Annotated in this window: 20 protein-coding genes and 1 tRNA gene; 18 read left to right on the top strand and 3 right to left on the bottom strand. The window is 73.4% G+C overall.

What is annotated here, in order from left to right; translation table 11 throughout:
- Positions 1-23: 23 nt before the first annotated feature.
- Positions 24-611 (bottom strand): 5-formyltetrahydrofolate cyclo-ligase, encoded by a 588-nt coding sequence (locus ADJ73_RS00760; protein WP_050346670.1) that lies wholly within the window; start codon positions 609-611, stop codon positions 24-26.
- Between the two features lie 89 nt (positions 612-700).
- On the opposite strand from ADJ73_RS00760, the gene ADJ73_RS00755 reads away from it, so the two are divergent.
- The 7 genes from ADJ73_RS00755 to ADJ73_RS00725 all read left to right on the top strand — a co-directional run bounded on the left by ADJ73_RS00755 (position 701) and on the right by ADJ73_RS00725 (position 6,714).
- Entirely contained in the window at positions 701-2,599 is a 1,899-nt protein-coding gene (locus ADJ73_RS00755; protein WP_050346669.1) for a GGDEF domain-containing protein, read from the top strand.
- Between the two features lie 9 nt (positions 2,600-2,608).
- Entirely contained in the window at positions 2,609-3,892 is a 1,284-nt protein-coding gene (locus tag ADJ73_RS00750) for a molybdopterin molybdotransferase MoeA (RefSeq protein ID WP_253272627.1), read from the top strand.
- 124 nt (positions 3,893-4,016) lie between these two features.
- Positions 4,017-4,442 (top strand): cyclic pyranopterin monophosphate synthase MoaC, encoded by a 426-nt coding sequence (moaC, locus tag ADJ73_RS00745; RefSeq protein WP_253272697.1) that lies wholly within the window; start codon positions 4,017-4,019, stop codon positions 4,440-4,442.
- Between the two features lie 47 nt (positions 4,443-4,489).
- Positions 4,490-5,014, top strand: a complete 525-nt coding sequence (locus tag ADJ73_RS00740) for a MogA/MoaB family molybdenum cofactor biosynthesis protein (protein ID WP_172669745.1) — start codon at positions 4,490-4,492, stop codon at positions 5,012-5,014.
- Positions 5,014-5,652 (top strand): GNAT family N-acetyltransferase, encoded by a 639-nt coding sequence (locus ADJ73_RS00735; RefSeq protein ID WP_050346668.1) that lies wholly within the window; start codon positions 5,014-5,016, stop codon positions 5,650-5,652. The genes ADJ73_RS00740 and ADJ73_RS00735 overlap by 1 nt, the downstream gene beginning before the upstream one ends.
- A gap of 36 nt (positions 5,653-5,688) precedes the next feature.
- Positions 5,689-6,591 carry a hypothetical protein gene (locus tag ADJ73_RS00730; RefSeq protein WP_050346667.1) on the top strand — a complete coding sequence of 301 codons (903 nt, stop codon included), beginning with the start codon at positions 5,689-5,691 and terminating at the stop codon, positions 6,589-6,591.
- Between the two features lie 47 nt (positions 6,592-6,638).
- Positions 6,639-6,714 (top strand) — tRNA-Ala (locus ADJ73_RS00725).
- 194 nt (positions 6,715-6,908) lie between these two features.
- Here ADJ73_RS00725 and ADJ73_RS00720 read toward each other — a convergent pair.
- Positions 6,909-7,862 (bottom strand): sugar-binding transcriptional regulator, encoded by a 954-nt coding sequence (locus ADJ73_RS00720; RefSeq protein ID WP_253272626.1) that lies wholly within the window; start codon positions 7,860-7,862, stop codon positions 6,909-6,911.
- A 130-nt stretch (positions 7,863-7,992) separates the two neighbouring features.
- Here ADJ73_RS00720 and ADJ73_RS00715 point away from each other — a divergent pair, with 130 nt between their 5' ends.
- From ADJ73_RS00715 to ADJ73_RS00695, 5 genes are all read left to right on the top strand, one after another.
- Positions 7,993-9,735 carry a glycerol-3-phosphate dehydrogenase/oxidase gene (locus ADJ73_RS00715; RefSeq protein ID WP_050346665.1) on the top strand — a complete coding sequence of 581 codons (1,743 nt, stop codon included), beginning with the start codon at positions 7,993-7,995 and terminating at the stop codon, positions 9,733-9,735.
- 116 nt (positions 9,736-9,851) lie between these two features.
- Positions 9,852-10,643 carry an MIP/aquaporin family protein gene (locus ADJ73_RS00710; RefSeq protein ID WP_082176639.1) on the top strand — a complete coding sequence of 264 codons (792 nt, stop codon included), beginning with the start codon at positions 9,852-9,854 and terminating at the stop codon, positions 10,641-10,643.
- 45 nt (positions 10,644-10,688) lie between these two features.
- The gene (gene glpK, locus ADJ73_RS00705; protein WP_050346664.1) at positions 10,689-12,224 is read left to right on the top strand and encodes a glycerol kinase GlpK; all 1,536 of its coding nucleotides are present in this window, start codon (positions 10,689-10,691) and stop codon (positions 12,222-12,224) included.
- 132 nt (positions 12,225-12,356) lie between these two features.
- Positions 12,357-12,893 (top strand): PH domain-containing protein, encoded by a 537-nt coding sequence (locus tag ADJ73_RS00700; RefSeq protein WP_050346663.1) that lies wholly within the window; start codon positions 12,357-12,359, stop codon positions 12,891-12,893.
- The gene (locus ADJ73_RS00695; RefSeq protein WP_050346662.1) at positions 12,890-14,491 is read left to right on the top strand and encodes a PH domain-containing protein; all 1,602 of its coding nucleotides are present in this window, start codon (positions 12,890-12,892) and stop codon (positions 14,489-14,491) included. The genes ADJ73_RS00700 and ADJ73_RS00695 overlap by 4 nt, the downstream gene beginning before the upstream one ends.
- 29 nt (positions 14,492-14,520) lie before the next feature.
- Here ADJ73_RS00695 and ADJ73_RS00690 read toward each other — a convergent pair whose 3' ends face one another.
- Positions 14,521-16,101: a dolichyl-phosphate-mannose--protein mannosyltransferase gene (locus ADJ73_RS00690; protein WP_050346661.1), complete on the bottom strand. Its 1,581-nt coding sequence runs from the start codon at positions 16,099-16,101 to the stop codon at positions 14,521-14,523.
- 31 nt (positions 16,102-16,132) lie between these two features.
- On the opposite strand from ADJ73_RS00690, the gene ADJ73_RS00685 reads away from it, so the two are divergent.
- From ADJ73_RS00685 to aroQ, 6 genes are all read left to right on the top strand, one after another.
- Positions 16,133-17,092, top strand: a complete 960-nt coding sequence (locus ADJ73_RS00685) for a cation diffusion facilitator family transporter (RefSeq protein WP_050346660.1) — start codon at positions 16,133-16,135, stop codon at positions 17,090-17,092.
- Positions 17,089-17,970, top strand: a complete 882-nt coding sequence (rsmI, locus tag ADJ73_RS00680) for a 16S rRNA (cytidine(1402)-2'-O)-methyltransferase (protein WP_050346659.1) — start codon at positions 17,089-17,091, stop codon at positions 17,968-17,970. The genes ADJ73_RS00685 and rsmI overlap by 4 nt, the downstream gene beginning before the upstream one ends.
- A gap of 160 nt (positions 17,971-18,130) precedes the next feature.
- The gene (locus ADJ73_RS00675) at positions 18,131-18,862 is read left to right on the top strand and encodes a succinate dehydrogenase cytochrome b subunit (protein ID WP_050346658.1); all 732 of its coding nucleotides are present in this window, start codon (positions 18,131-18,133) and stop codon (positions 18,860-18,862) included.
- A gap of 12 nt (positions 18,863-18,874) precedes the next feature.
- Positions 18,875-20,872, top strand: coding sequence for a fumarate reductase/succinate dehydrogenase flavoprotein subunit (locus ADJ73_RS00670; RefSeq protein WP_050346657.1), 1,998 nt, complete (start codon positions 18,875-18,877; stop codon positions 20,870-20,872).
- Positions 20,869-21,612 carry a succinate dehydrogenase/fumarate reductase iron-sulfur subunit gene (locus ADJ73_RS00665; protein WP_050346656.1) on the top strand — a complete coding sequence of 248 codons (744 nt, stop codon included), beginning with the start codon at positions 20,869-20,871 and terminating at the stop codon, positions 21,610-21,612. The genes ADJ73_RS00670 and ADJ73_RS00665 overlap by 4 nt, the downstream gene beginning before the upstream one ends.
- Before the next feature lie 263 nt (positions 21,613-21,875).
- Positions 21,876-22,337: a type II 3-dehydroquinate dehydratase gene (gene aroQ / locus ADJ73_RS00660; RefSeq protein WP_050346655.1), complete on the top strand. Its 462-nt coding sequence runs from the start codon at positions 21,876-21,878 to the stop codon at positions 22,335-22,337.
- The last annotated feature ends 71 nt before the right edge of the window (positions 22,338-22,408 follow it).

The following is a 22,408-nucleotide window of genomic DNA, read 5'->3' as shown; positions in this document are numbered from 1 at the left end:
CTGTCGGGTCCGGGCGGCGCGGCTCAACGGTGCCGCAGCCAGGTCACGCCCTGGGCGGTCAGGACGGCGTCCACGGGCTGGTCGTGCTCGGCGCGCGGCAGGGGCTCGGCCACGAGCTCGCCGGGGTGCAGCACCGTCACGACCGGGACGCCCGGCCGCCGGCGCGGCAGCGCGCGGTCGTAGCACCCACCGCCCTGACCCAGCCGGATCCCCGACCGGTCGACCGCCGTGCCGGGAGCGAGCACCAGGTCGGCCTCGGCGATGCCGTGCAGCCCAAGCCGGGCCGCCTCGTCATCGTCGGTCGCGTCGAGCGGCCGCCAGTCCAGGTCCAGGCCCGGCAGCGTCACGGGCACCACGACCCGGTACCCGGCCGCGACCAGCGCCGAGTTGAGCGCGCGGGTCCCGGGCTCGACCGGCCACGACTCGTATGACGTGACCGTCCCGCCACCCGGCGCCACCTCGCGGACCAGCCGCATGCCGTGCTCCGCGATCGCCGCGGCGTCCGCGTCGCGCTGGGCCCGGGTCCGGGCGGCGTGCTGCTCCTTGCGCCGTGCCCACAGGGTGGACCGCAACGCCTTCTTGGCCGTGGTGGGGGTGGGGGGCGTGTCCATGGTGGGGATTGTCGCAGGGGCCGCGCCTCCGCCCACCGAGGGGGGCGGACCGTGCCACGATGTCCGCACCCCGTCACCGAGGAGGACCCGTGTCGATCAGGACCCGGCTGGCCATCGTCCTGGCCGCGGTCGTCCTGCCCGTGCTGCTGCTGGCCGGCCTGGTGGCGGGGGTGCTGCTGCCGCGCGCCCTGGTCGACGGTCAGCGCCGGGACGTCGACCGCGCCACCGTGGCCCTTGCGACGGCGCTCGGGACCGAGTGCTGGGCCCTCGGGGACCGCGCGGAGGTCATCGCGCTGGCGGTCGCCAACGGTCGGCCCCCCGCGACGGTGCTGGCCGAGGAGACGCGCGGCGGCCTCGGCGCGGAGCGCGGCTACGCCGTGATCCTGCGGGGCGGGACCGTGCTGGCGGCCTCGCCGGCGGCGCCCCGCCCGACGCCGCGTGAGCTCCCGACGACCCGCTGCTCGACGGTCACGGACCGGGCGGGCGCCCTGCTCGCCGAACGCGTCGACCTCACCACCACCCAGGGCCGGCTGTCCGTCCTCGTCGTCGAGCCGCTCACCCCGGGCCGGCTGGACGCCCTCGCCCGGCAGGCCGCGGTCGACGACGTCCGGACCGTCCTGCTCTGCGGCGGCGGCGTGGAGGTCCACCCGAGCCGGGACACCGGCACCGGCAGCATCGTGCGGACCGTGGAGGCCGGCCAGGGGCGTCCGTGCGCGGTGCAGGGCTCGGCGCCGGACCCCACGGGTGGGGTGCGGGCGTGGCTGCCGCTGCTGCTGATCGCCCTGGTCCTGCTGCTGGCGGCGGGGCTGGTGCGCTGGCTCGCGCGGGAGCTCACCGGCCCGTTGCTGGCCCTCAGCCGCGGGGCGCGGCGGATCGCGGAAGGCGACCTGTCGGTGCGGCTCCCCGAGGACCGCGGCGACGAGGTCGGTGATCTGGCCAGGGAGTTCAACGCGATGGCCGGCGAGCTGGACCGGCGGCATACGGAGCTGACGGCCGGCCGGGAGAGGCTCGACGCGACCCTGCACAGCACCGCCGCCACGCTGCAGCGCACCCACGACCTGGACGGCCTGCTGGCGGCGCTGTGCGCGCTCGCGGAGACCGCGACCGGGTCCGCCGCGGCCACCGTGTGGCTGCGGGAGGGCAGCGCGGTGCGGGTCCGTGTCGTGCACCCCATCGGCACCGCTCGCCCCGCGACGGGTCGGGTGCCGGTGGGCGCCGGGCTCGTCGGGCGCTGCGTCGACCAACGGCGGGTCGTGCGCACCGACGACGCGGCCCCCGACGGCGCGGCCGTGCTGGCCGGCCGCCTCTGCGCCGCGCCCCTGGTCAGCGGCGACGACGTCGTGGGCGTCCTGGTCGTCGAGCGGGCCGCCACGGCCGAGCCGTATGCCGACGAGACCGCGGACCTGCTCGCCCTGGTCGCCGGCCCCGCCGGCGTGGCCATCGACAACGCGATGCTGCACCGCGCCGCCCAGCGTCAGTCGGTCATCGACCCGCTGACCGGGGCCGGCAACCTGCGGATGCTCACCAGCACCCTCGGCCGGGAGGTGGTCCGGGCGCGGAAGTTCGGGCGGCAGGTGTCGCTGCTGGTGGTGGACATCGACCGGTTCCGGCGCATCAACGACCAGCGGGGTCACTCCGTCGGCGACGGCGTGCTGACCGCGCTGACCGCCCGGCTGGGCGAGCTGGTCTCCCCGGTGGACCTGGTGGCGCGCTACGGCGGGGAGGAGCTGGCCGTGCTGGTGCCCGAGCAGGGCGCCGAGGGCGCCGCGGCACTGGCCCAGCGGATCCTGGCGGACCTGCGCACCCGGCCCTTGCAGGTGGGCGACCAGAGCATCCCGATCACCTGCAGCATCGGGGTGGCGACCTGGCCGGACGACGCCGGCTCCGCCGCGGAGCTGCTGGCGGCGGCGGACGCTGCCATGGTCGCGGCCAAGGACCGCGGCCGGGACCGGACGGTCACCGCGGGGTCTGTCACAGGTCTGCACTAGTCTCGCGGCATGCCGCAGACGAGCGACCTGATGCCGGTCGAGGAGCACCTCGCCCAGATCCTCGACGCCTGCGCCGCCCTGCCGCCCCGGGTCGAGACCGTCGACGTCGTCGATGCCCACGGGTGCGTGCTGGCGCAGGCCGTGACCAGCGCCATCGACGTCCCGGCGTTCGCGAGCTCGGCGATGGACGGCTACGCCGTGCGCCGCGCCGAGACCGAGCACGCCCGGCCCGACGAGCCGGTGCTGCTGCCGGTGGCCGGCGACATCCCCGCGGGCCGCACCGACCGGCTCGCCCTCGAGCCCGGGACCACGCTGCGCATCATGACCGGGGCGCCGGTCCCGGACGGCGCCGACGCGATCGTGCCCGTCGAGGACACCGACCGGGGCACCAGCACCGTCGCCGTCCGCGTGGCGCCGCGGCCGGCGGCGCACGTGCGCCCGGCCGGCGACGACGTCCGCGCGGGCCAGGTGGTGCTCGGCCGGGGCACCCTCGTCGACGCCCGGGTGCTGGCCCTGCTGGTCTCCCTGGGCCGGCCGCGCGTCGACGTGGTCCGGCCGCCGCGGGTGGCCGTCCTGTCCACCGGGGACGAGCTCGTGGAGCCGGGCGCCACCGCGGGCCACGGCACCGTCGTGGACAGCAACGGCCCGATGCTGGTTGCGGCGCTGCGCGAGCACGGGTTCGCGGCCGAGCGGGTGCGCGCGGTCGCCGACGACGAGCCTGGCTTCCGCCGGCGGCTCGACGAGGTGGTCGCCGGGCACGACGCCGTGATCACGACGGGCGGGGTCTCGGCCGGCGCCTACGACACCGTCAAGGCCGTGCTGTCGGCCTCGGGGGAGGTCACCTTCCGCGGGGTGGCGATGCAGCCGGGCAAGCCGCAGGGGTTCGGGGTGCTGGGGGCTCCCGACGGCCGGCGCGTCCCGGTCTTCACGCTGCCGGGCAACCCGGTCTCCTCGATGGTGTCCTACCTGGTCTTCGTGGCCCCGGCGCTGCGGCTGCTGGCCGGTCAGGAGGCCGCCGGGCTGGCCGGGGTCGTCGCCGTGACCGACGAGGGGTGGCGCACCCCCGTCGGCCGCACCCAGCTGGCCCGCGTCGTCCTCGACCAGCGCCCCGACGGCCTGCACGCCCGTCTCGCCGGCGGCCAGGGCTCGCACATGCTCGGCGCGCTCGCCCACGCCGATGCCCTGGCGGTCGTGCCCGCCGAGGTCGGCGAGGTCCAGGCCGGCACCCGCCTGACCTGCCTGCTGCTCCGACCCCGACCCGCCGAGGAGGTCACCCATGACCCCGCCCGCTGACGACACCGCGGCGGCGCCGCGGGGCGACGACTTGGTGGCGGCGCCGCGGGGCGACGACCCCGGTGCTGCGCCGGGCGCCGGCGCCGGGCGCCTGACCCACGTGCGCGAGGACGGCAGCGCCCACATGGTCGACGTGTCGGCCAAGGCGGTCACCGCCCGGGAGGCCAGCGCTCGCGGTCGGGTGCTGCTCGGGGCCCCCGCGGTGGCGGCGCTGCGCGGCGGGACTGTGCCCAAGGGGGACGCCCTGGCCGTCGCCCGCATCGCCGGCATCCAGGCGGTCAAGCGCACCCCCGAGCTGATCCCGCTCGCGCACCCGATCGCGGTCCACGCGGTGGCGGTCGACCTCGAGGTCGCCGACGACGGCGTCGACATCGCGGCCACCGTGCGCACCGCCGACCGCACCGGCATCGAGATGGAGGCGCTCACCGCGGTGAGCGTGGCTGCCCTCGCGCTCGTCGACATGGTCAAGGCCGTCGACAAGCACGCCCGCATCACCGACGTGCGCGTCACCGCGAAGTCCGGTGGCCGGTCGGGGGACTGGTCCGAGTGAGCGACGTCCCGACGCCCGAGGGTGTTGCCGACGGTGCTGCCGGGGGCGTGGCCCACGGCAGGGGAGACGGCAGGGGCGACGGCGCCGGAGAGACTCCGCAGCGTCACGGCGTCGTCATCACCGCGTCCACGCGCGCGGCAGCCGGCGTCTACGACGACCGCACCGGCCCGATGATCGTCGCCGCGCTGCGGTCCTGGTGTCTGGTGACCCCGGACCCGGTGGTGGTGCCGGATGGTGACGCGGTGGGGGACGCCATACGGGCCGCGGTCGCGGCGGGCGCCGACCTCGTCGTCACGACCGGGGGCACCGGGCTGTCGCCGACCGACGCCACGCCCGAGGTGACCCGCGCGGTGCTCGACCGCGAGGTGCCCGGCATCGCCGAGGCGATCCGGGCGGCCGGGACGGCCCAGGGCGTCCCCACCGCCGCGCTGTCCCGCGGCCTCGCCGGGCTGGCCGGTCGCACGCTGGTCGTCAACCTGCCCGGCTCGACCGGCGGCGTGCGGGACGGGCTCGCGGTGCTGGCCCCGATCGTGCCGCACGCCCTGGACCAGCTCCGCGGCGGCGACCACTGATGGCGCCCTGGCCGATCCGCCTCACCGGCGCCCTGCGCGACGGCACGCCCGTGCTGCTGCGCGAGCTACGGCGCCGCGACCAGCGCGAGTGGCTGGCGCTGCGTCGGGCGAGCTGGGAGTGGCTGCGGCCCTGGGAGCCGACGCTCGCGCGCCCCGGGCAGACCGCCCGCCCCTACCCGGCCTACCTGCGGCACCAGACGCGCGAGGCCCGCGCCGGGCGGCTGATGCCGTGGGCCATCGAGGTCGAGGGGCAGCTGTGCGGGGCCGTCACCGTGTCGCAGGTCTTCGAGGGGGCACTGTGGGGCGCGTCGGCCGGCTACTGGGTCGCGCCGACCCACGCCGGGCGCGGCATCGCCCCGCTGGCGCTGGCGCTGGCCTGCGACCACGCGCTGACCGACCGCGCGCTGCACCGCATCGAGATCAACATCCGCCCCGACAACCACAAGTCGCTGGCCGTGGCCCACAAGCTCGGCTTCCGTGACGAGGGGCTGCGCGAGCGCTACCTGCACATCGACGGGGCCTGGCGGGACCACCGCACCTTCGCGATCACCACCGAGGACCTGGGCGGTGCGACCCTGCAGTCGCGACTGCATGCTCATGCAGCCTCTGTCAATCCGCCGACACACCCCGGCGGTTGAGCGTTCCTCACCCGTCACACCTCTAACGTCGGTCACGTGCAGCCCTCGAGCCTCGTCTTCGTCGTCGTCATCGGGCTGTGGGCTGCCTACCTGACGCAGTCGTGGATGCGTCGTCGGGAGCACCTGCAGACCGCTCGCGCCATCGAGCGCTACGCCGAGGCCATGCGTGTCCTCGACCGCCCCTCCGTCGCCCCGGTCGTCACCTCCGTCCGGTCGTATGCCGCCAGCCCGCTGCGTGCCCGCGCCGGCGCCACCCGCGTGGCCCGGCCCGGCCGCGGCCACGCGACGTCCTCGACGGCGGTCGCGTCGGGCGCGGGTGCGCGCCGGCCGCGCCGCGCGGCTCGCGTCGTGCGCAGCCTGACGCTGCTGCTCAGCGTGCTCGCCACCGTCGTGCTCGTCGTGCTGGCCGTGCTGCGGGTGCTGCCCGTCTGGGCGCCGGCTGTCGGGGCCGCCCTGGTGCTGGTGACGCTGGCCGGGCTGCGGCACAGCGCGCGGCGGCGTTCCCCGCGGATCGAGCTGCGGACCCGCTCGGCTGCCCCTGCTGCGCCTGCCACCCTCGAGAGCCCGGTGCCGCTCGCCAGCCCTGTCGCGGGCCCCATCGACCGGCCGGTGGATGTGGACCGCCCGATGGACGGCATCGCCGACAGCGGCGCCCGCGAGTCCGCGGCGCCCGCCACCGCCACCGCCACCGCTGCGCCGTTCGACGTCCGCGCCTTCGACGAGCCCGTGGCCGAGCCGGTGCACATCGAGCCCGAGCCCCTGGAGCCGGGGCAGTGGCGTCCGGTCCCGGTGCCGCTCCCGACCTACACGCTCAAGGCCCCGGTCCAGCGCAGCGCGCCCGCCCCGCTGCCCGCCGACGACGAGGTCTTCGCGCCCATCGAGATCGAGGACGAGTTCCTCGACGCACCAGTGCCGTTGCGCCGCGCGGTCGGCGGCTAGCCGATTCGGAGGACCGGCCACCTCGGTGGTAGAGTCCTCTGACGCAAGGGGCTGTGGCGCAGTTGGTAGCGCGTCTCGTTCGCAATGAGAAGGCCAGGGGTTCGAATCCCCTCAGCTCCACCAGACAGGACCCCGTCTGACCCGGCACACGCCAGGCCAGGCGGGCTTTCTTCTTGCCCTGGCGCCTCCGCCTGCCGCCCTGGATCCCCCAGCTCTGTCCCAGCGTCGTCCCTGGCGGGAGGAGGGTGCGCACCGGCCGGGCAGCGCACTTGCAGCTGGTGACAGCGGCTGTCGGGGCTGCCCCGCCCGCCAGGTCCTCACGAGGACAGCAGCGCGATCAGCCCACCGGCCGTCCGCTCGTCGATCACCAGGTCGGACACCACGCCGGCGCGCAGCGCCCCCAACGTCCCCTGGATCTTGTTGTCACCGGCGACCACGCACAGCCGCCGGTTCACGCGGCGCAGCTCGGCGGGGGAGGGGCCGGACGCGCGGCGGTTGAGGGCGATGTCGGCATACGTCCCGTCCTGGCGCAGGAAGTGGGTGGCGACGTCACCGACCACGTGCTGGGCCGCGAGCTCCGCGACCTCGTCGGCGCGCAGGTAGCCCGACGAGTAGACCTGCGACAGCAGCCGACCGCGGAACGCCCCGACGCTGAACACCGCGATGTCGCAGGTCCGGCGCAGCTCGAGGATGCGGCGGACGGCGCTCTCCTGCCACAGCGCCTCCCGGGTGGCGGCGAAGTCGAAGAACGCCGGCGCGGGGAAGTAGTACAGGTCCGCGCCGTACGCCGTGGCGAAGCGGTCGAGCAGCTGCGTCATGTAGCGCACCCCCGAGGTGCGGGCGTTGGCGGCGCCGTTGAGCTGCACGACGACGCTGCCCGTCAGGGTGTGGGGCGCCAGGTAGCCGGCGATGGCCGAGGTGGTGGTGCCCCACGCGACCCCCAGGGTCATGTGGTCGCCGAACCACTCACCGATCAGCCCGGCCGCCCGCCGCGCCACGGCGTCGAGCCGCTGCGGGTCGCTGGCCGCGGGGTGGACCGGCACCACGTAGGCGGTCACGCCGACGGCGTCGTGCAGAGCCCGGGCCATCTGGTCGCTCGGGTCGTCGGGTGCGGCCACGGTGATCTGCACGATCCCGTCCGTCCTCGCCCGGGACAGCAGCCGGGACACCGTGGACCGGGAGACGCCGAGATCTCCGGCGATGGCGTCCATCGTCTGGTCGTGCAGGTAGTACAGCTGGGCGGCCCGCAGCATCGCCTCACGATCGTTCACGGTCAGACCTTTCCGGTGCACGTTCGTGCAGCCCGCTTGAGCATACGTGCAACACCTGCCCATGATGCTAGGGAGAGGCACGACGACGACGGTTGCTCCACCCGAGCAGCCCTGGGGAGAGGCGAGGACGATGACGACGACAGCGACGACGGCACTGACCGCACAGAGCCGGGCGGCAGCCCTGGAGGAGATGGCGAGCGGGGAGCCCCTGGACCTGCTCGTGGTCGGCGGTGGCGTCACCGGCGCGGGCATCGTGCTGGACGCCGCGAGCCGGGGCCTGCGCGTCGGCATCGTCGAGGCCGAGGACTGGGCCTCCGGCACCTCCCAGTGGTCCTCCAAGCTGGTCCACGGCGGCCTGCGCTACCTCTACCAGCTCAACTTCGCACTCGTGGCCGAGGCCCTCAAGGAGCGCGGCCTGCTGCTCACGACCCTCGCCCCGCACCTGGTCAAGGCCCAGCCCTTCCTGTGGCCCCTCAAGCTGCCGGTCGTCGAGAGGTCCTACAGCGCCGTGGGGGTGGGGATGTATGACGCCCTCGCGCTCGCCGGGGCCAAGGGCACCAAGACCGTCCCGCTGCAGAAGCACTACACGCGCCAGGGCGCCCAGGAGCTCTTCCCCGACATCCGCGACGACGCGCTGACCGGCGCGATCCGCTTCTACGACGCCCGCGTCGACGACGCCCGCCTGGTCATCGACCTGGTCCGCACCGCCGCCGGGTATGGCGCGCTCGCGGCCACCCGCACGCGAGTCACCTCCTTCGTCAAGGACGACGCGGGACGGGTCGTGGGGGCCGAGGTGCACGACGCCGAGGGCGACCGCGACCTGACGATCCGCGCGCACCGGGTGGTCGCCGCCGCCGGAGTCTGGACCGAGGACGTCGAGGCGATGACGGGCTCCGACCAGGGCCTGAAGGTGCTGGCGTCCAAGGGGATCCACATCGTCGTGCCCAAGGAGCGGATCCAGGGGGAGACCGGGCTGTTCCTGCGCACCGAGAAGTCCGTGCTGTTCGTCATCCCCTGGGAGCGCTACTGGGTCATCGGCACGACCGACACCCCGTGGGAGCAGGACCTGCGCAACCCGGTGGCCACCGCCGAGGACATCGACTACGTCCTCGAGCAGGCCAACTCGGTGCTGGCCCGTCCCCTGACCCGCGACGACATCATCGGCACGTATGCCGGGCTGCGCCCCCTCCTGCAGCCCCACCGCGGCAGCGGCGGGTCCTCCACCAAGGTGTCCCGCGAGCACACCGTGGCCGAGGTCGCCCCGGGGCTGTGGTCGATCGCCGGCGGCAAGCTGACGACCTATCGCGTCATGGCCGAGGACGCCGTCGACGTCGCGCTGGGCGAGGAGGCGGCCGAGGCCAACCCGTCCGTCACCGAGCACACGCCGCTGGTCGGCGCGGCCGGGTTCGACGCCTACCGCCACCAGGCTCCGCGCATCGCCGCCGCCTACGGGTGGAGCGCCGAGCAGGTCGAGCACCTGCTGTCCCGCTACGGCGCAGAGCTCCCGGCCCTGCTGGCCCTCGTCGACGCCGACGCCTCCCTGGGGGAGCCGCTCGCGACCGCGCCCGCCTACCTGCGGGTGGAGGCGGCGTTCGCCGTCACCCACGAGGGCGCGCTGCACCTCGAGGACATCCTCATGCACCGCATCCGGCTGCACTACGAGACCCGCGACCGGGGCGTCAGCGCTCTCGAAGAGATCGGCTCGATCGCCGCACCGCTGCTCGGCTGGGATGACGACGACCTCGCGCGGGAGCAGGCGGCCTACCGCGCCCGCGTGGCGGGCGAGGCCGCGGCGGAGCAGGAGCGGACCGACGCCGCCGCCTCCGCGGCCCGCGCCCAGGTCACCGGCGAGGCGCTGCCGGCCTCGTCCTGAGCGACCCGGTCGGCCTGACCGACCCGCTCGACCGCTAGAACAACCCACCCCCCGGGCGCCATCACCGTCCCGTCCGGGGCGCCTGCAGGACAACGACGTTCACCAAGGAGTCAGCCATGCCCATCTTGCTCACCGCTGCCCTCGCCCAGGCGGCGATCGCTGCGCCACCGGCCGAGCCCGTGCCGCTCGGCACGGTCTTCGCCCACGAGCTGCTGGGGACGATGATCCTCATCGTGCTCGGTGCGGGCGTGGTCGCCAACGCCCTGCTGCCCGACTCCAAGGGCAAGGGCGGCGGCAACCTGATGATCAACGTCGGGTGGGGCATCGGCGTCATGGCCGGCGTCTACGTCGCCTTCAAGTCGGGCGGGCACCTCAACCCCGCGGTGACCCTCGGCCTGTGGGCCAACGGCGCGGACTTCGCCCCCGGCGTCCCGGCCGGCGCCACGACCGCGCTCGTCTACATCGCCGCGCAGGTCCTCGGGGCCTTCCTCGGCGCGGTCCTGGCCTGGCTGGCCTATCGCGACCACTTCGACCGGGAGGCCCCCGCCGGCGACAAGCTCGCGATCTTCGCGACCGGCCCGGCCATCCGCAGCTATGGCAACAACCTGATCACCGAGGTCATCGCGACCTTCGTGCTCGTCTTCGTCATCGTCACCTTCGGGCAGAACCCCGCCCAGCTCGGTCCGCTGCCCGTCACCCTGCTGGTGATCGGCATCGGCGCCAGCCTCGGCGGGCCCACCGGCTACGCCATCAACCCCGCCCGCGACCTCGGCCCCCGCATCGCCCACGCCCTGCTCCCGATCAAGGGCAAGGGTGGCAGCGACTGGGCCTATGCCTGGGTCCCCATCCTCGGACCCGTGCTCGGCGGCGTCCTCGCCGGTGTCGCCGCCACGGCGTTCGTCGGCTGATCGACAGACAGTCAACCCAACTCACAAGGACGTGAAGGACAACTCATGAGCCCCAACACCCAAAAGTACGTCATGGCGATCGACCAGGGCACGACCAGCTCGCGCGCCATCCTCTTCGACCACTCGGGCCGGATCGTGAGCACCGGCCAGCTCGAGCACGAGCAGATCTTCCCACGGGCCGGGTGGGTGGAGCACGACCCCAAGGAGATCTGGCGCAACGTCCGGCAGGCCGTGGCCCAGTGCCTCGCCGCCTCCAAGGACATCAACAGCTCTAACATCGTCGCGGTCGGCATCACCAACCAGCGCGAGACCGCGGTCGTGTGGGACAAGACCACGGGCGAGCCGGTCTACAACGCGATCGTGTGGCAGGACACCCGCACCGACAAGATCTGCGACGAGCTCGCCCAGGGCGACGACGACCGCTTCAAGGAGCGCTGCGGCCTGCCGCTCGCGACCTACTTCGCCGGCCCCAAGGTCAAGTGGATCCTCGACAACGTCGACGGCGCTCGTGAGAAGGCCGAGCGCGGCGACCTGCTCCTCGGCACCACCGACTCGTGGGTCGTGTGGAACATGACGGGCGGAGTCCAGGGCGGCGTCCACGTCACCGACGTCACCAACGCCAGCCGCACGATGCTGATGAACCTCGACACCCTCGACTGGAACCCCGACATCTGTGCCGCGATGGGGATCCCGATGTCCATGCTCCCGGAGATCAAGAGCTCCTCCGAGGTCTACGGCGAGGGTCGGAAGGGTGGCTTCCTCGTCGGCGTGCCCATCGCCGGCATCCTCGGCGACCAGCAGGCCGCGACGTTCGGGCAGGCGTGCTTCGAGCGCGGCATGGCCAAGAACACCTACGGCACCGGCTGCTTCATGCTCATGAACACCGGCGAGGAGGTCATCCACTCCCGCAACGGCCTGCTCACGACGGTCTGCTACAAGATCGGCGACAACAAGCCCGTCTACGCCCTCGAGGGGTCGATCGCCGTGGCCGGCTCGCTCGTGCAGTGGGTCCGTGACAACCTCGGGCTGATCAAGGACGCCGTCGAGATCGAGACGCTCGCCACCACCGTCGACGACAACGGCGGCGCGTACTTCGTCCCGGCGTTCTCGGGGCTGTTCGCGCCGTACTGGAAGGACGACGCCCGCGGCGCCCTCGTGGGCCTGACGCGCTACGTCAACAAGGGGCACATCGCCCGCGCCGTGATCGAGTCCACGGCCTTCCAGACCCGCGAGGTCGCCGAGGCGATGGCGGCCGACGCCAAGGACGCCGACATCGAGCTCACCGAGCTCAAGGTCGACGGCGGCATGACCGCCAACGAGACCCTGATGCAGTTCCAGGCCGACCAGCTCGGCGTAGCAGTCGTCCGCCCCCAGGTCGCGGAGACGACCGCCCTCGGGGCGGCCTACGCGGCCGGCATCGCCGTGGGCTACTGGGACGGCGAGCAGGACGTCATCGACAACTGGGCCGAGGACGCCCGGTGGGAGCCCCAGGTCGACGAGGACGAGCGCGAGCGCACCTACCGCCTGTGGCAGAAGGCCGTGACCCGCACCTTCGACTGGGTGGACGACGACGTGCGTTGACCTCCCCTCGGGAGTCGGCGACCGCCGACGACCAGCCCGTATGCCGACCGCGCCCGCCTCCTCGTGAGCGGGCGCGGTCGCGCGCGGGCGGGGTGTTTCGCGCCCGACCTGCCGGTCTGGCAGGGTGGCCCCATGGGGGCCGCGTCGGATGACGACCTGATCGACCACGGACCGGCAGACCTCGCGCGGGTGCTGCGCGAGCCGGCGCACCGGGTGAGCCCGCGCGCCAAGCTGCTGTGGACCTGCCACGGGCTGCTCGGCGGGCTGCTGCCGGTGGTGCCGCTGGCCGCGTGGTGGTGGTGGGACGAGGAGCGACGCCGGCTCTCGACCTGGCTGGTCGGGATCGCCGTGCTGCTGTGGCTGGTGGAGGTCGTGGTGCGGCCACGGTGGTCCTTCGCGGTGCACCGGTGGGAGGTGACCGACGTTGCCGTCGTGACCCGCACCGGATGGTGGACCCAGGAGCGGCGGCTGGCGCCGATCTCGCGGGTGCAGACGGTCGACCTGGAGCGCGGCCCGATCGCCCGGGCGCTGCGCCTCGCCACGGTGACGGTGACCACCGCGTCCAGCGCGGGCGCGGTCAAGCTGGAGGCGCTGGACCTCGCCGTCGCCGAGGAGCTGGTCGCCCAGCTGACCCGCATCACCGCCGCCACGCCGGGGGACGCGACGTGAGCGACCAGCCGCAGGTGATGGCCGGCGACGTCGCGGTGGCCGAGACCCCCTGGCGCCGGCTGAGCCCCCGGATGCTGCTGATCCACCCGTTGCGCGCCGTCAAGGACCTGCTGCCCGCGCTGATCCCGGCGCTGCTCGTCGGCAACACCCGCTCCGCGAGCGGGGAGTGGTGGAACATCGGCGTCGGTGTCCTCGTGCTGGGGCTGGCAGTGGTGACCTGGGCGACCACGACCTTCCGCGTCGCGGACGGGCGCGTGCAGCAGCGCAAGGGCCTGCTCAAGCGCGAGACCCTCCTGGTGCCCGTGGACCGGGTCAGGTCGGTGGACCTGTCGGCGTCGCCGCTGCACCGGGTGCTCGGCCTGACCACGGCCCGCATCGGGACCGGTGTCGGCGGCGGCAGGCCCGTGGTGCTGGACGGCCTCACGACGGAGCAGGCGCAAACGCTGCGCCGCGAGCTGCTGGCCCGCGCCGCCGTGGTGCAGGCCCAGGACGCCGCGGAGGGCATGCCCGCAGCGACCGGCGCGGCGACGGGCGCGGCGACGGGCGAGGCGACGACGATCGGGGCGGGCGCGGACGAGCTGGGGGAGGGCGAGGTGCTGTCGCGCTTCTCGCCGTCCTGGGTGCGCTACGCCCCGCTCAGCACCAGCGGCCTCCTCATCGCGCTCGCGATCTTCGGGTTCGCCAACCAGCTGGCCTCCCAGGTGCTCACCGAGGACCAGTGGTCCCAGGTCGCGACCGAGGCGGAGCGGGTCGGCGCGGCGGGGGTCATCCTCGTCGGCGCGGTCGTGCTGGTGGTCTTCGTGCTGCTGTGCGCGGTGGTCGCCTACCTGCTGGCCTTCTGGGGGCACACCGTGACCCGGCCCTCACCGGACCGGCTGCACATCCGCCGCGGCCTCCTCACGGTCCGCTCCACCACGCTCGACCTCGACCGGCTGCGGGGCGTGGCGATGGGGGAGAGCCTGCCCATGCGGTGGGCCCGCGCCGCCACCCTCAAGGCCGTCACGACCGGGGTGGGGGGCCGCGAGGCGGACGCCGGGGTCGGGCAGGGCTCGGGCTCGGGGCTGCTGCCGCCGGCGCCCCGCGCGCGGGTGCGCGAGCTGGCCGCGAGGGTCCTCGGCGACGACGCCCTGCAGACCCCGCTGGTCCGGCACGGCCGGGTCGCGCGGCGCCGCCGCTGGACCCGGGCGCTGCTCGTCGGCGCGCTCGCGGTCGTCCCGGGCCTGTTGCTGGTGCTCGCCTGGGACCAGTCGTGGTGGTGGCTCGCGCCCGGCGGCCTGCTGCTGCTGGCCGCGCCTGCGCTGGCCGAGGACCGCTACCGATCCCTCGGCCATGCCGTGCGACGCAGCACGGTGCGCGGACCCCAGCTCGTCGTGCGCCGCGGCTCGGTGCACCGCAGCACCGTCGCGCTCGACGGGGACGGTGTAGTCGGCTGGACGCTGCGGGAGACCTTCTGGCAGCGCCGTGGTGGGGTGGGGACCCTCATCGCCGCGACGGCTGCGGGGTCGCAGCACTACGACGTGGTCGACCTGCCGCGCGAGCAGGCGTGGCAGGTGGCGGCCGCGGTCACGCCGGAGGTCTTCCGGGCGCAGCAGCGCTGAGGGTCCCCGGCCGACTCCCCCGGCCGACCTCAGATCCAGGAGGGGAACCACATCCGCAGCTGCCAGTCGGCATACGGGATGACCTGGGCGGTGTAGACGGGCCAGAAGAACGCGAAGCACGCCACCGACAGGGCGACGAAGGTCCCGGTCGCCACGAAGCCGACCCGCCGGCGCTGCGGTGACGCCGTGCGGCCGCCGATCACCAGGCCCAGCACCATGGTCACCGCCAGCACGAGGTAGGGCACGAAGACGATCGAGTAGAATGTGAAGATCGTGCGGTCCTGGTAGAAGAACCACGGCAGGAGGCCCGCCGCGAGGCACACCACGATCGCCCCCGCCCGCCAGTCGCGCCGCAGCAGCCACAGCGCCACCAGCACGACCAGCGCCGCGACGCCGAACCACCAGATCGTGGGCGTCCCGACGGAGGTGATCGCTTTGGCGCAGGAGTCGACGGTGCAGCCCTGCTCGCCGCGCTTGGGGTTCTGCCAGTAGAAGGACGTCGGGCGGCCCTGCACGAGCCAGGACCAGGGGTTGGTCATGTAGGGGTGGGGCTGCACGATCGACCGGGCAGCGGTGTACATGTCCTGGTGGTAGTGGAGCAGCGACCGCAGCGACCCCGGCACCCAGGACCACAGGGGGTCAGCGGGGTGGGTGTCCGCCCAGTGCCGGCCGTAGCCGTTGCTGCTGCGCAGCCAGCCGGTCCACCCGGCCAGGTAGGTGGCGCCGACCAGCGCGGTCATGGAGAAGAACGCGCCGATCCCGTCGACCACGCCGTTGCCGGCCCAGTGCCGCTCGCCGACGGCGCGGCGGGCGGACATGTCCCAGGCCACGGTGAGCAGACCCAGCGCGGCGAAGTAGAACCCGCCCGACCACTTCGTGCCGATCGCGAGGCCGAGCAGCACGGCGGCCAGCAGCCGCCAGGGGCGCAGGCCCAGGGTGATCCGCCCCCGCGACACGTCGCGGCCCTGCCGGATCAGCGCGGCGGCGCGGTCGGCGAGCCGGCGGCGGGCCATCTCGCGGTCCAGCACCAGCGCGCAGAAGGCCGCGAGCGTCCAGAACATCAGGATCATGTCGAGCAGCGACGTCCGGGAGTGCACGAAGTGGTGGCCCTCGACCGCCAGCAGGACCGCGGCGGTCACGCCGAGCAGCGTGGAGCGGAAGAGCTGCCGCGCCACCAGACCGAGCATGAGGATGGACAGGGTGCCCATCAGCGCCACGGTGAACCGCCACCCGAAGGCGCTCGTGGGGCCGAAGATCATCTCGCCGACGGCGATGCACCACTTGCCGAACGGCGGGTGCACCACGAAGTTGCCGGCGGTCCCGAAGACGTCCGTGGTGCCGTGGGTGAACGGCACGTCGTGGCTGGTCATGGACGGCTTGGGGGTCAGCTCCACGCCGCTCTTGAGCAGCCCCAACCCTTCCTTGACGTAGTAGGTCTCGTCGAAGATCAGCTCGTGCGGCCGGCCCACCTGCCACATCCGCAGGAAGCCTCCGACGACGGTGACGGCCCCGATCAGCAGCCAGGCCCGCAGCGTGTCCGTCAGGGGGCGCCCGACGAGCCGCTCGCGCAGCCGGGCCTGGAGGTCGTCGGGAGGCGTCACGCGCCTCATCGTAGGTGCACCGGGATGGGATGATGGGAGGGTGACTTCTGCTCCCGCCCCCCATCGTTCCCGGGACCTGCGCCGCTACGCCTGGCTGTCCATCGCGGCGGCCGTGGTGACGATCGCCCTCAAGGCGGGCGCGTGGGCGCTGACCGGCTCGGTCGGCCTCCTGTCCGACGCCGCCGAGTCGGTCGTCAACCTGGTCGCGGCGGTCGTCGCGCTGGTGGCGCTGACCGTGGCCGCCCAGCCCGCCGACGAGGGCCACCACTTCGGTCACGCCAAGGCGGAGTACTTCTCGGCCGCCGTCGAGGGCCTGATGATCTTCGTCGCCGCGGCCGTCATCCTGGTCAGCTCGGTCGAGCGCTTCCTGCACCCGCAGCCCCTGGACAACCTGGGCATCGGTCTGGCGATCTCGGTGGTGGCCTCGGTCGTCAACGGCCTCGTGGCGCTGGTGCTGATGCGGGCGGGCCGGGAGCACGACTCCATCACGCTGCGCGCCGACGGCAAGCACCTGCTCACCGACGTCTGGACCTCCGTCGGGGTCGTCGCCGGGGTGCTCCTGGTCGGCATCACGGGCTGGGAGCGCCTGGACCCCGTGGTCGCCTTCCTCGTCGGGATCAACATCATCGTCACCGGGGTCGGGCTGCTGCGGGAGTCGGTGGGCGGGCTGATGGACAGCGCCCTGCCGGAGGAGCGGCACCGCGAGATCGCCGCCGAGCTGCGCCAGTTCGCCGGCGACGACGTGGACTTCCACGGCCTGCGCACCCGCAAGTCGGGGCACCAGGAGTTCGCCGAGCTGCACCTGCTGGTGCCGGGGCACTGGACGGTCCGGCGCGGCCACGACCTCGCGGAGGACGTCGAGCAGGCGCTGCACCGCGCCTCGCCGGCGCTGCAGGTGATCATCCACCTCGAGCCCCTCGAGGACCCGCGCAGCTATGACGGCATGCCGGTCTCCCTGCCGCGCACCTCCGCCGACCTCGGCCGCGAGCCGCTCGTATGACGCGCCCGCCGGCCCACCGGGCCGCCGCCCCGAGCGGGGTGCTGGTGCTCGCGGCCACGCCCATCGGCGACCCCCGCGACGCGGCGCCGCGCCTCGCCGAGGAGCTGCGCGGGGCGCAGGTGGTGGCCGCGGAGGACACCCGCCGGCTGCACCGGCTGTGCCAGGCGCTGCACGTCCGGCCCGCCGGCGCGGTGGTCAGCTATCACGAGCACAACGAGGCCTCGCGGACCGCGGACCTGCTGGAGCGCCTGCTCGCCGGGGACCGGGTCGTGGTCGTCACCGACGCCGGGATGCCGTCGGTCTCCGACCCGGGCTACCGCCTGGTGGCGGCGGCCGCCGACGCCGGGGTGCGGGTGACCTGCGTGCCGGGGCCGTCGGCGGTGCTCATGGCCCTCGCGGTGTCCGCGCTGCCCGTGGACCGCTTCTGCTTCGAGGGCTTCCTGCCGCGCAAGGCGGGGGAGCGGGCCCGCCACCTCGCCGAGCTGGCCGACGAGCGCCGCACCATGGTCTTCTTCGAGGCGCCGCACCGGCTCGGGACGACCCTCGCGGCGATGCGCGGGGCCTTCGGCGACGAGCGCCGGGCCGCGGTGTGCCGCGAGCTCACCAAGACCTACGAGGAAGTCGTGCGGGCCCCGCTCGCCGAGCTCGTCACCTGGGCCGAGCAGGGGGAGGTCCGCGGCGAGATCACGGTGGTCGTCGAGGGCGGCGCCGCACGCCCCGCCGACCCGGAGGCCGCGCTGCAGCTCGTCCTGGACCGGGTGGCCCGCGGGGAGCGCCTCAAGGACGCGTGCGCGGCCGTGGCCGAGCAGACCGGGGCGCCGAAGAAGGGGCTCTACGACGCAGCAGTGCGCGCCCGGCATACGGCCGCTGGATCCTGAGGACTGAGACGACTCGGGAGTAACCCGTGAGTAACCCGTGAGGTCGGTCACGAAGGTGACCCTAAGCAACGTCGCGGGCCCGGTGATCGTTCCCGTTCCGTGCCCCGCAGGGGCGCGCCCCGGCCCGGCCGCACCCTCGGCGAGGGGGTAGGTTTCACCCGTGGCTACTTCGACAACCTCTGCGAGGCAGAGCACGCCGCGCAAGGCCAGCATCGCCCTGAAGATCACCATGGCGATCTCCGGTCTGTGGCTCGTGTTCTACGTCCTCATGCACATGTACGGCAACCTCAAGATGTTCGCCGGGCAGGCGGCCTTCGACGAGTATGCGCACCACCTGCGCACCATGTTCGAGCCGATCCTGCCCTACTCCGGCTTCCTGTGGCTCTTCCGGCTGTCCCTCCTCATCGCGGTGGTGGCCCACGTCTGGGCGGCGCTGGTGCTGACCGGGCGCGCCCACGCGGCCCGCACCCAGAAGTACGTCGTCAAGCGCAACCTGGGGTCCACGCTCGCGTCGCGGACGATGCGGTATGGCGGGGTCGCGCTGCTGCTCTTCGTCATCTGGCACCTGCTGCACTTCACGATCGCCAAGATCAACGTCAACCCCGACTGGTCCGACGCCCAGCTGCGGGTCAACGGGCACGAGAGCCCCTACCTGCTCGCCTTCTCGGCGTTCGGCACGTGGTGGATGACGCTGATCTACCTGCTCGCCCTGGTCTTCCTCGGGCTGCACCTGCGCCACGGGATCTACAGCTCGATGCAGACGCTCGGCGCCACGGGCACCAAGAAGGCCAACCGCACGGCCAACCTCGTCGCGATCGCGCTGGCGCTGATCGTGGCCGTCGGTTTCGCGCTGCCGCCGCTCGCCATCCTCTTCGGCATGATCGGGAAGTGAGAACCCAATCCCATGACTGACCACCTGATCCACGACCTCTACCGCGAGGGTGAGCCGATCCAGGACACGGCGGCGCCCCAGGGCCCGATCGAGTCTCGCTGGACCCGCCACAAGTTCGAGACCAAGCTCGTCAACCCGGCCAACCGCCGCAAGCTCGACGTGATCATCGTCGGCACCGGTCTGGCCGGTGGCGCCGCGGCGGCGACGCTGGGCGAGGCCGGCTACAACGTCAAGGCCTTCTGCTACCAGGACAGCCCGCGTCGCGCCCACTCGATCGCCGCGCAGGGTGGCATCAACGCCGCCAAGAACTACAAGGAGGACGGCGACTCGATCTACCGTCTCTTCTACGACACGGTCAAGGGCGGCGACTACCGCTCGCGCGAGTCCAACGTCTACCGCCTCGCCGAGGTGTCGGCCAACATCATCGACCAGTGCGTCGCCCAGGGCGTGCCCTTCGCCCGCGAGTACGGCGGCCTCCTGGACAACCGCTCCTTCGGTGGCGTGCAGGTGTCCCGCACCTTCTACGCCCGCGGCCAGACCGGCCAGCAGCTGCTCATCGGCGCCTACCAGGCCCTCGAGCGCCAGGTCGCGGCCGGGAGCGTCCAGCAGTTCACCCGCCACGAGATGCTCGAGCTGGTCGTCGTCGACGGCCGGGCCCGCGGCATCATCGCCCGCGACATGGTGACCGGCGAGATCGAGACCCACCTGGCCGACGCGGTCGTGCTCGCCTCCGGCGGCTACGGCAACGTCTTCTTCCTGTCGACCAACGCGATGGGCTGCAACGTCACCGCCACCTGGCGGGCCCACCGCAAGGGCGCGCTCTTCGCCAACCCCTGCTACACGCAGATCCACCCGACCTGCATCCCGCAGCACGGCGACAAGCAGTCCAAGCTCACCCTGATGAGCGAGTCGCTGCGCAACGACGGCCGCATCTGGGTGCCCAAGCGCGCCGAGGACTGCGACAAGGACCCGCGCCAGATCCCCGAGGAGGACCGCGACTACTACCTGGAGCGGATCTACCCCTCCTTCGGCAACCTGGTGCCGCGTGACATCGCGTCCCGCCAGGCCAAGAACATGTGCGACGAGGGCCGCGGCGTCGGCCCCGCCATCGCCGAGGTCGGCCCGGACGGTCAGGAGCGCATGGTCCGCCGTGGCGTCTACCTGGACTTCGCCGAGGCGATCCAGCGGATGGGCCGCGACGCCGTCTCCGCCAAGTACGGCAACCTGTTCGACATGTACGAGCGGATCACGGGGGACAACCCCTACGAGACGCCGATGCGCATCTACCCGGCCGTGCACTACACGATGGGGGGCCTGTGGGTCGACTACGACCTGCAGTCCAACATCCCGGGGCTCTTCGTGGCCGGGGAGGCCAACTTCTCCGACCACGGCGCCAACCGCCTCGGCGCCTCGGCGCTGATGCAGGGCCTGTCGGACGGCTACTTCGTGCTCCCCAACACCATCCGCGACTACCTCGCGGCCGGCCCCTTCCCCAAGGTGGCCGCCGACGACACCGCGGTGGTCGAGGCCGAGCGCTCGGTCCGCGACCGCGTCCAGCACTTCCTCACGATCAACGGCACCCGGTCGGTGGACTCCTTCCACCGCGCCCTCGGCGCCATCATGTGGGAGTACTGCGGCATGTCCCGCACCGAGGAGGGCCTCAAGAAGGCCATCGGCATGATCCGCGACCTGCGCCACGAGTTCTGGCGCGACGTGCGGGTCCTCGGCGAGGGCGACCGGCTCAACCAGGAGCTCGAGAAGGCCGGCCGCGTCGCCGACTTCCTGGAGCTCGGTGAGCTCATGTGCATCGACGCCCTGCACCGGCGCGAGTCCTGCGGCGGGCACTTCCGCGAGGAGTCGCAGACCGAGGAGGGCGAGGCGCTGCGCCACGACGACGAGTTCGCCTACGTCGGGGCGTGGGAGTGGGGCGGCCAGGACGGGGCGCCCACCCTGCACAAGGAAGACCTCGTGTACGAGTTCATCGAGCTGAAGCAGCGGAGCTACAAGTGAGAATCACCCTGAAGATCTGGCGTCAGGCGGGCCCCGCCGCCAAGGGCGCCCTCGCGACCTACCAGCTCGACGACATCTCCGAGGACATGTCCTTCCTCGAGGTGCTCGACGTGCTCAACGAGACCCTGATCTCCTCCGGCGAGGAGCCGGTGGCCTTCGACAGCGACTGCCGCGAGGGCATCTGCGGTCAGTGCGGCGTAGTCATCAACGGCCAGGCCCACGGCCCCGAGGTCACGACCTCCTGCCAGCTGCACATGCGGTCCTTCTCCGACGGCGCCGAGCTGACGGTGGAGCCGTGGCGGGCCAACGCCTTCCCGGTGATCCGGGACCTCGTGGTGGACCGTTCGGCCTTCGACCGGATCATCCAGGCCGGCGGCTTCATCGGCGCCAACACCGGGTCGGCCCCCGAGGCCCACTCGGTGCCGGTGCAGAAGCGCAAGGCGGACCGGGCCTTCGAGGCCGCGGCGTGCATCGGGTGCGGCGCCTGCGTGGCGGCGTGCCCCAACGCCTCCGGCATGCTCTTCATGGGCGCCAAGGTCACCCACCTCGGCGAGCTGCCGCAGGGTCAGCCGGAGCGCTGGTCCCGCGTCGCCGCCATGGTCAAGCAGCACGACGCCGAGGGCTTCGGCGGCTGCACCAACATCGGCGAGTGCTCGGCGGCCTGCCCCAAGGAGATCCCGCAGGACGTGATCTCCACGCTCAACGCCGACTTCCTGCGCTCCAAGGGCGGCAAGCGCTGACCGCGCCCGCCACCCACCGGTCCGGGACCCCACCCCGGTAGCCACAGGGCGCCCCGGACCGACCGACGGCCCGTCCTCCCCCAGCCAGGGGAGCGGCGGGCCGTCGTCGTCCCCCACCCTCTTCACCCTGCCCCGCCCCGCCCTGCCCCGCCCCGCCTGCCCCGCCCCGCGAACGTGGTCCCTTTGGGTCGTCTGGTGACCAGAAGGGACCACGTTGTCAGGAGAGGGGAGAGGGAACGGGGTGGCCGCAGTAGGTTGTGCGGGTGAAGACCGTCGTCGTGCTCAACGGGCCCAACCTCAACCTCCTCGGGACCCGCAACCCCGAGGTCTACGGCCGCGACACCCTCGCCGACGTCGAGCGGCGGTGCGGGGAGCGGGCAGCGGCATACGGGCTGGTCGCCGACTGCCGCCAGTCCAACCACGAGGGCGTCCTGATCGACTGGGTCCACGAGGTCCGCACGAGCTGCGTCGGGCTGGTCGTCAACGCGGGTGGATACACCCACACGAGCGTGGCCCTGCGCGACGCCCTCGAGACCGTCGAGGCTCCGGTGGTCGAGGTGCACATCAGCGACATCCAGGCGCGCGAGGAGTTCCGGCACCACTCGTATGTCGAGCAGGTCGCCGCCGCCCAGATCACCGGCCACGGCATCGCCGGGTACGAGGAGGCCATCGACCTGGTCGCGCGTCTCGCAGGCTGCGTCATTGGTCACCAATCATCGAGCTGAACGATCGAAACGCCGCCGAATCCACCATTGGTGACCAATGGCCGAGCGGGGCGGGCATCGCGCAGCACCGA

This window comes from Arsenicicoccus sp. oral taxon 190, assembly GCF_001189535.1.
GTDB lineage: Bacteria > Actinomycetota > Actinomycetes > Actinomycetales > Dermatophilaceae > Arsenicicoccus.
Note: the sequence above shows the minus strand (reverse complement) of the source record. Positions and strands in the feature narration are given on the sequence as shown.

Coding starts and splice junctions, on each gene's coding strand:
- rsmI (WP_050346659.1), top strand. CDS start 17,089: ATGACGCGCCCGCCGGCCCACCGGGCCGCCGCCCCGAGCGGGGTGCTG.
- ADJ73_RS00690 (WP_050346661.1), bottom strand. CDS start 16,101: ATGAGGCGCGTGACGCCTCCCGACGACCTCCAGGCCCGGCTGCGCGAG.
- glpK (WP_050346664.1), top strand. CDS start 10,689: ATGAGCCCCAACACCCAAAAGTACGTCATGGCGATCGACCAGGGCACG.
- ADJ73_RS00715 (WP_050346665.1), top strand. CDS start 7,993: ATGACGACGACAGCGACGACGGCACTGACCGCACAGAGCCGGGCGGCA.
- ADJ73_RS00750 (WP_253272627.1), top strand. CDS start 2,609: ATGCCGCAGACGAGCGACCTGATGCCGGTCGAGGAGCACCTCGCCCAG.
- moaC (WP_253272697.1), top strand. CDS start 4,017: ATGGTCGACGTGTCGGCCAAGGCGGTCACCGCCCGGGAGGCCAGCGCT.
- ADJ73_RS00710 (WP_082176639.1), top strand. CDS start 9,852: ATGCCCATCTTGCTCACCGCTGCCCTCGCCCAGGCGGCGATCGCTGCG.
- ADJ73_RS00735 (WP_050346668.1), top strand. CDS start 5,014: ATGGCGCCCTGGCCGATCCGCCTCACCGGCGCCCTGCGCGACGGCACG.
- ADJ73_RS00700 (WP_050346663.1), top strand. CDS start 12,357: ATGGGGGCCGCGTCGGATGACGACCTGATCGACCACGGACCGGCAGAC.
- ADJ73_RS00670 (WP_050346657.1), top strand. CDS start 18,875: ATGACTGACCACCTGATCCACGACCTCTACCGCGAGGGTGAGCCGATC.
- ADJ73_RS00760 (WP_050346670.1), bottom strand. CDS start 611: ATGGACACGCCCCCCACCCCCACCACGGCCAAGAAGGCGTTGCGGTCC.